Source organism: Microbacterium sp. NPDC055599 (assembly GCF_053618975.1).
This window is the reverse complement of record NZ_JBSHIM010000011.1, coordinates 40,088-46,133: the sequence shown is the minus strand read 5'-3', so window position 1 is coordinate 46,133 and position 6,046 is coordinate 40,088. Positions and strand designations below refer to the sequence as shown.

At 70.7% G+C, this 6,046-nt stretch carries 7 protein-coding genes; 3 read left to right on the top strand and 4 right to left on the bottom strand.

Translation table 11 applies throughout. From position 1 onward, the window contains the following. Positions 1-97: 97 nt before the first annotated feature. Positions 98-499 (bottom strand): VOC family protein, encoded by a 402-nt coding sequence (locus ACWGQ1_RS12120; protein WP_136031025.1) that lies wholly within the window; start codon positions 497-499, stop codon positions 98-100. Positions 500-574: 75 nt separating this feature from the next. Between ACWGQ1_RS12120 and ACWGQ1_RS12115 the strand changes: the two genes are divergently transcribed. Further along, a complete protein-coding gene (locus ACWGQ1_RS12115) occupies positions 575-1,153 on the top strand; it encodes a TetR family transcriptional regulator (protein ID WP_452313036.1) in 579 nt (192 codons plus the stop codon). 127 nt (positions 1,154-1,280) lie between these two features. On the opposite strand, the gene sucD is transcribed toward ACWGQ1_RS12115, so the two are convergent. Further along, complete coding sequence (gene sucD / locus ACWGQ1_RS12110; protein WP_136036215.1) at positions 1,281-2,183, bottom strand: succinate--CoA ligase subunit alpha; 903 nt, start codon at positions 2,181-2,183, stop codon at positions 1,281-1,283. Positions 2,184-2,201: 18 nt separating this feature from the next. Continuing rightward, positions 2,202-3,368, bottom strand: coding sequence for an ADP-forming succinate--CoA ligase subunit beta (sucC, locus tag ACWGQ1_RS12105; RefSeq protein WP_136031181.1), 1,167 nt, complete (start codon positions 3,366-3,368; stop codon positions 2,202-2,204). 157 nt (positions 3,369-3,525) lie between these two features. On the opposite strand from sucC, the gene ACWGQ1_RS12100 reads away from it, so the two are divergent. Together ACWGQ1_RS12100 and ACWGQ1_RS12095 are read left to right on the top strand one after the other, a co-directional pair. Continuing rightward, positions 3,526-4,188 carry a TetR/AcrR family transcriptional regulator gene (locus ACWGQ1_RS12100; protein ID WP_136031183.1) on the top strand — a complete coding sequence of 221 codons (663 nt, stop codon included), beginning with the start codon at positions 3,526-3,528 and terminating at the stop codon, positions 4,186-4,188. Between the two features lie 73 nt (positions 4,189-4,261). Beyond that, on the top strand, positions 4,262-5,497 hold the full coding sequence (locus tag ACWGQ1_RS12095; RefSeq protein ID WP_136036214.1) for an acyl-CoA dehydrogenase family protein: 1,236 nt from the start codon (positions 4,262-4,264) through the stop codon (positions 5,495-5,497). Between the two features lie 30 nt (positions 5,498-5,527). On the opposite strand, the gene ACWGQ1_RS12090 is transcribed toward ACWGQ1_RS12095, so the two are convergent. Continuing rightward, positions 5,528-6,013, bottom strand: a complete 486-nt coding sequence (locus ACWGQ1_RS12090; RefSeq protein WP_136031186.1) for a hypothetical protein — start codon at positions 6,011-6,013, stop codon at positions 5,528-5,530. Positions 6,014-6,046 lie beyond the last annotated feature (33 nt).

Below are 6,046 nucleotides of genomic sequence, written 5' to 3'. Positions count from 1 at the left end.
GGACCCGGGGGGTGGTTGTTGGGGGGGGGGGTGGGAAGGGGGGCCCAGGGGGGGGGGGGGTCCCCCCCCCCCCCCCCCTCCGTGGTTTCCCTGGGCCTCAGGCGTAGGCGGCGGCGAACTCGGCGGACGGCTCGATCGGCTCGATCACGTCGATCAGCACCCCGCCGGGAGCCTCGACGATGAAGTGCCGCTGACCGAAGTCCTCATCGCGCAGGGCCAGCCGTTCGGTCAGTCCGCGCTCCCCCACCAGCCGGGCGTGCTCGGCGGCGGCGTCTGGCACCTCGACGTTCAGCAGCAGTCCGGTGACCGGTGCGCGGAAGCCCTCCGGGATGGTCTCGTGCGTACGGTCGAGGATCGCGAGCTCTCCCCCGTCGAAGCGCAGGCTCACGTACCAGTCGGCCTCGAACGTCGTGTCGAATCCGAGCTCCTCGCGGTAGAACCGCGCTGCCGCGGACACGTCGTCCACCATCAGCACCGGGTAGAAGCTGGTGATCTCCATCGTCACTCCTTTACATACTGCGTGTTTGTATTCGTCCGGCTAGAATACATACAACACGTACGTAAAGGAACCCGCATGCCCCGCGCCTCCGCCGCCGACGCCGCCGCCACGGCCCGCCGCATCCTCGACACCGCCACCGCGCACTTCGCCGAACACGGATACGCGGCGGCTTCGGTCGACGACATCGCCCGGGCCGCGGGCGTGACACGCGGCGCCGTGTACCACCACTACGACTCGAAGCCCGGACTGTTCGCGGCCGTCGCCGCCGCCGCGCAGGAGCGGGTCGCCGCCGCCATCGCGACCGCCACGCGCGACACCCCCGGCCCCGCCGCGCTCCGCGACGGCAGTCACGCCTTCCTCGACGCCATCACCGCGGGAACCGCCGCGCGCGTGCTGCTCGTCGACGGCCCCGCCGTGCTCGGCTGGGAGCAGTGGCGTCGGCTCGACGCCGAGGGGCCGGAGCAGGAGCTGCGTGCGGGACTGCGCGAGGCCGGGGTCCCGTCCGCACAGGTCGACGCCCTCACCGCCGCGCTGTCCGGCGCCATGAACGAGCTCGCCCTGTGGCTCGCCGCCCGCCCCGACGACACCGCGGCGCGACGGCAGGCACACCGGGCACTCGACCGCCTGCTCGACGCCGTGACGTCGGCGCACTGAGCCCGGACGCGACGAGGACCTGGGCACGACGATGCCCCGGACACGACGAAGGCCTGGGCACGACGATGCCCCGGACACGACGAAGGCCCCGGGGTGGAGCCCGGGGCCTTCGCTACGAGTGTACGCCTTACAGCGCCTCGATGATCTCGCGCATCAGCGCGGCGGTCTCGGACGGCGTCTTGCCGACCTTCACGCCCGCGGCCTCGAGGGCCTCCTTCTTCGCCTGCGCGGTACCGGCAGAGCCGGAGACGATCGCACCGGCGTGACCCATGGTCTTGCCCTCGGGAGCCGTGAAGCCCGCGACGTAGCCGACGACCGGCTTCGTGACGTTCGCCTTGATGTACTCCGCCGCGCGCTCCTCGGCGTCGCCGCCGATCTCGCCGATCATCACGATCGCCTTGGTCTCGGGGTCGGCCTCGAACGCGGCCAGCGCGTCGATGTGCGTGGTGCCGATGACCGGGTCGCCGCCGATGCCGATGGCGGTGGAGAAGCCCAGGTCGCGCAGTTCGAACATCATCTGGTAGGTCAGGGTGCCCGACTTCGACACGAGGCCGATCGGGCCCTTGCCGGTGATGTTCGCGGGCGTGATGCCGACGAGCGCCTCACCGGGGGTGATGATGCCGGGGCAGTTCGGGCCGATGATGCGGGTCTTGTTGCCCTTGCTCTGCGCGTAGGCCCAGGCCTCGGCCGAGTCGCCCACGGGGACGCCCTCGGTGATGACGACGAGCAGCGGGATCTCGGCGTCGATGGCCTCGATCATCGCGTCCTTCGTGAAGGCGCCGGGGACGAAGGCGATCGACACGTCGGCGCCGGTCTCCTTCATGGCCTCGGCGACCGAGCCGAAGACGGGGAGCTCGACGGCGTTGCCGTCCTTGTCCGTGTGCGAGACCGTGGTGCCGGCCTTGCGCGCGTTCACGCCACCGACGACCTGGGTGCCGGCCTTGAGCATGAGCGCGGTGTGCTTGGTGCCCTCGCCGCCGGTGATGCCCTGGACGATGACCTTGGAGTCCTTGTTGAGGTAGATCGACATTTCTCTCGTCCTTCAGTCTCAGGCGTTGGCGAGCTCGGCGGCCTTGTCGGCGCCCTCGTCCATGGTTGCGGCCAGGGTCACGAGCGGGTGCGCGTACTCCGCGAGGATCGCGCGACCCTCCTCGACGCGGTTGCCGTCGAGACGGACGACGAGCGGCTTCGAGGCCGTGTCGCCGAGGGTCTCCAGTGCCCCCTTGATGCCGTTGGCCACGGCGTCGCACGCCGTGATGCCACCGAACACGTTGACGAACACGCTCTTGACCTGCGGGTCGCCGAGGATGACGTCGAGGCCCGCCGCCATGACCTCGGCCGAGGCGCCGCCGCCGATGTCGAGGAAGTTGGCCGGCTTGACGCCGTTGTGGTTCTCACCCGCGTAGGCCACGACGTCGAGCGTGGACATGACCAGACCCGCGCCGTTGCCGATGATGCCGACCTCGCCGTCGAGCTTGACGTAGTTCAGGCCGCTCTGCTTGGCCTTGGCCTCGAGCGGGTCGGCGGCGTCCTTGTCCTCGAGCGCCTCGTGCTCGGGGTGGCGGATCTCCGACGCGTTGTCGTCGAGCGTGACCTTGCCGTCGAGGGCGATGATGTCGCCCTCCTCGGTGCGGACGAGCGGGTTGACCTCGACCAGCGTCGCGTCCTCGCCCTTGTAGACGTCGTAGAGCTTCACGAACACGTCGGCGACCTTCTCGACGAGGTCCTCCGGGAAGTTCGCGGCGCGGGCGATCTCGACCGCCTTGTCCTTGTCGATGCCCGTGAGCGGGTTGACCTCGACGCGGGCGAGGGCCTCGGGGCGCTCGACCGCGAGCTCCTCGATCTCCATGCCGCCCTCGACCGAGCAGAGGCTCAGGTAGGAGCGGTTCGCGCGGTCCAGCAGCACGGAGAAGTAGAACTCCTCGGCGATGCGAGCGCCCTGCGCGACCATGACGCGCTTGACGACGTGGCCCTTGATGTCGAGGCCGAGGATCGCCTTGGCGGCCTCGTACGCCTCATCGGGGGTCTTGGCGACCTTGACACCGCCGGCCTTGCCGCGGCCACCGGTCTTGACCTGGGCCTTGACGACCACCACACCGCCGATCTTCTCGGCGGCCGCCTTCACCTCCTCGGGGGTGTCGGCGACGATGCCGGCGAGGACCGGCACTCCGTACTTCTCGAAAACGTCTCGTGCCTGGTACTCGTACAGATCCACTGTGGTTCCTTCACTGGGCTGCTGTTGGTCTGGTGATTCTCTCGATGTCGAGACATCGACCAGTCCCCCAGCCTACTACCTCGGCCTGACCGCTCCGGAGCGCGGGGCGGGCGGCGATGACCGCGGCGGCCGGTCGACGAGGACCTAGGATTTCGTCATGCGAGACTTCCCCGAATCGCGCGACGCCGTCGTCGCCGCCGCCCTCGAGCTCTTCCGGACCCAGGGCTTCGACCAGACCTCCGTCGAGCAGATCGCGAAGGCCGCGGGGGTGTCCCGCTCGACCTTCTTCCGACAGTTCGGCGGCAAGGAGGATGTGGTCTTCGCCGACCACGAGGTCCTGCTGGATCAGCTCAGGGAGTTCCTCGCCGAGGGGCACGACGACCCGTGGGCGGCGGTATGCGCGGCGTCGGAATCGGTGTTCGCGCACTTCTCCAGCGACCCGGAGATGGCACGTCGCCGCTACCAGATCGTGCGCCAGGTGCCGGTGCTGCGCGAGCGGGAGATCATCACGGTGTTCCGCTACGAGCGACTGTTCGACGAGTACCTGCGCGGCGCCCTCCCCGGCGTCGATCCGCTCGACGCGGTCGGGTTCGCGGCGCTCGTCACCGCGGTGCACAATCACGTGCTGCGACAGCTGCTGCGTGGCCGCAGGAAGGTGCCGCTGTCGACCCTGCAGTCGGCGCTCGCGGATGTGCGGCGGCGCTACGGCGTCGCGGACGGGTCCGCCGCGGATGCCCCGGACGACGTGGTGGTGGCGGTGTTCCCGCGGGCGATGCCGGTCGCCGAGGTCACGCGGCGGCTGCGCTCCCGGCTCGACTGATACCGCGGCGGGCTCGGGGCTCGTGGGACCCAGTATCGAGGAGTACGATACTCAGGTCCACGAAGGAGCACCCATGAGCATCGAAGCCTCCCCGTTCCCCGGCGAGCGCGTCTCGTCGTACGACGTCACCGGCCGGCAGGACAGCGACTACTACGCCGTGTTCACCGACATCCCCGCGGCCGACCGCGAGGCCTGGGACCGCGCCAAGGCGTACGTCGACGAGGTCGCCCCGCAGATGGCCGAGGCCTGGGACCGCGCCGAGTACCCCCTCGACGCCGCCCGCCGCATGGGCGAGCTGGACCTCGTGGTCGACGGCATCGACCACCCGTCGCTCACGCGCCTCTCCCCCCTCGCCGCCGGGCTGGTCAACATGGAGATCTCCCGCGGCGACGGCTCCCTCGGCACGATCCTCGCGGTGCAGGGCGGCCTGGCCCTTCGAACCCTCGCGCTGTTCGGCTCCCCCGCCCAGCAGGAACGGTGGCTCACCGCGCTGGCGGACGGCTCCGTGCTCGGCTCGTTCGCACTGACCGAGCCCGACCACGGGTCCGACTCCGTCTCCCTGGAGACCACCGCGCGCCGCGACGGCGACTCCTGGGTGCTCCGCGGCACCAAGAAGTGGATCGGCAACGGCGCCTCGGGCGGCATCACGTTCGTCTGGGCCAGGGTCGACGACGAGTCGGCCGCGGAGCACGGCGCCGTGCGCTGCTTCCTCGTCGAGCAGGACACCCCGGGCTACACCGGCACCGTGATCCGCGGCAAGGCTTCGCTGCGCGCGATCCACCAGGCCCACATCCGCCTCGACAACGTGCGCGTGCCCCTCGACGCCGTGCTCCCGGGGACGACGAGCTTCAAGGATGCGTCGACCGTGCTGTACGCCACGCGCTCGGGTGTCGCGTGGTCGGCCCTCGGCCACGCGACCGCCTGCTACGAGGCCGCGCTGGCCTACGCGAAGGAGCGCGTGCAGTTCGGCAAGCCGCTCGCCAAGTTCCAGATGGTGCAGGAGCGGCTGACGCACATGCTGGAGGACCTCACGGCGATGCAGCTGTACTGCCGCCGGATGGCCGACCTGGAGCAGGCGGGGCAGCTGCGGCCGACCCAGGCCTCGCTTGCGAAGTTCCACAACACCCGCGCCGCCCGCCGCATCGCCGCGACCGCCCGCGACCTGCTCGGCGGCAACGGCATCCTGCTGGAGAACGGCGTGATGCAGCACCTCGCCGACATCGAGGCCATCCACACCTACGAGGGCACGGAGTCGGTGCAGGCGCTGCTGCTCGGCCGCGACATCACGGGGATGAGTGCCTTCGCCTGACGCTGGGCGCCTGCATCACACGGTCGCGGGTCAGTCGCAGCCGCAGCCGCCCGCGGGCGTCTTCACCATGAAGCACACGTCGCACACGCCGTAGTCGCGCTCGACGGGCTTGGGCGCCGCGGGCGTGCGCGGGGCCGCGGGAGTGCGCGGCGCGGAGGAGCGCTTGGCCCGCACGGCGGTCGGCGGCGCGAACTCGCTCGGGTGCGTGACGTAGAAGTACGGTGCGCGCCCCTCGCTCGGCTGCAGGCGCAGGCGGGTCGAGCCCACCGTGACCACCTCGTCCTCCGTGAATCCGTTGGTGTAGGTGCGGCCGATGTGCAGCGCCGCGCCGTCGCCCCGGCGGATGGCCTCGATGTAGCGACCGCGGTCGATCAGGGAGGTCACCCCGATCTGGTCCACGATCTCGCCGATGAAGGCGTGGTTCACCGGATCGATGCGGTGGGCGCGGAGCGCCTCCGGCAGCGAGCGGTACGGACGGGAGGTGCCGGCGGGGGTCGGGCCCTGGACTTCATTCATCCCTTCCAGGATCGCATGGCGCAACCCCCTCGG

What these genes read in the sequence shown, in the direction of transcription:
- ACWGQ1_RS12120 (WP_136031025.1), bottom strand. Translation starts at nt 499, where the DNA reads ATGGAGATCACCAGCTTCTACCCGGTGCTGATGGTGGACGACGTGTCC.
- ACWGQ1_RS12115 (WP_452313036.1), top strand. Translation starts at nt 575, where the DNA reads ATGCCCCGCGCCTCCGCCGCCGACGCCGCCGCCACGGCCCGCCGCATC.
- sucD (WP_136036215.1), bottom strand. Translation starts at nt 2,183, where the DNA reads ATGTCGATCTACCTCAACAAGGACTCCAAGGTCATCGTCCAGGGCATC.
- ACWGQ1_RS12100 (WP_136031183.1), top strand. Translation starts at nt 3,526, where the DNA reads ATGCGAGACTTCCCCGAATCGCGCGACGCCGTCGTCGCCGCCGCCCTC.
- ACWGQ1_RS12095 (WP_136036214.1), top strand. Translation starts at nt 4,262, where the DNA reads ATGAGCATCGAAGCCTCCCCGTTCCCCGGCGAGCGCGTCTCGTCGTAC.
- ACWGQ1_RS12090 (WP_136031186.1), bottom strand. Translation starts at nt 6,013, where the DNA reads ATGAATGAAGTCCAGGGCCCGACCCCCGCCGGCACCTCCCGTCCGTAC.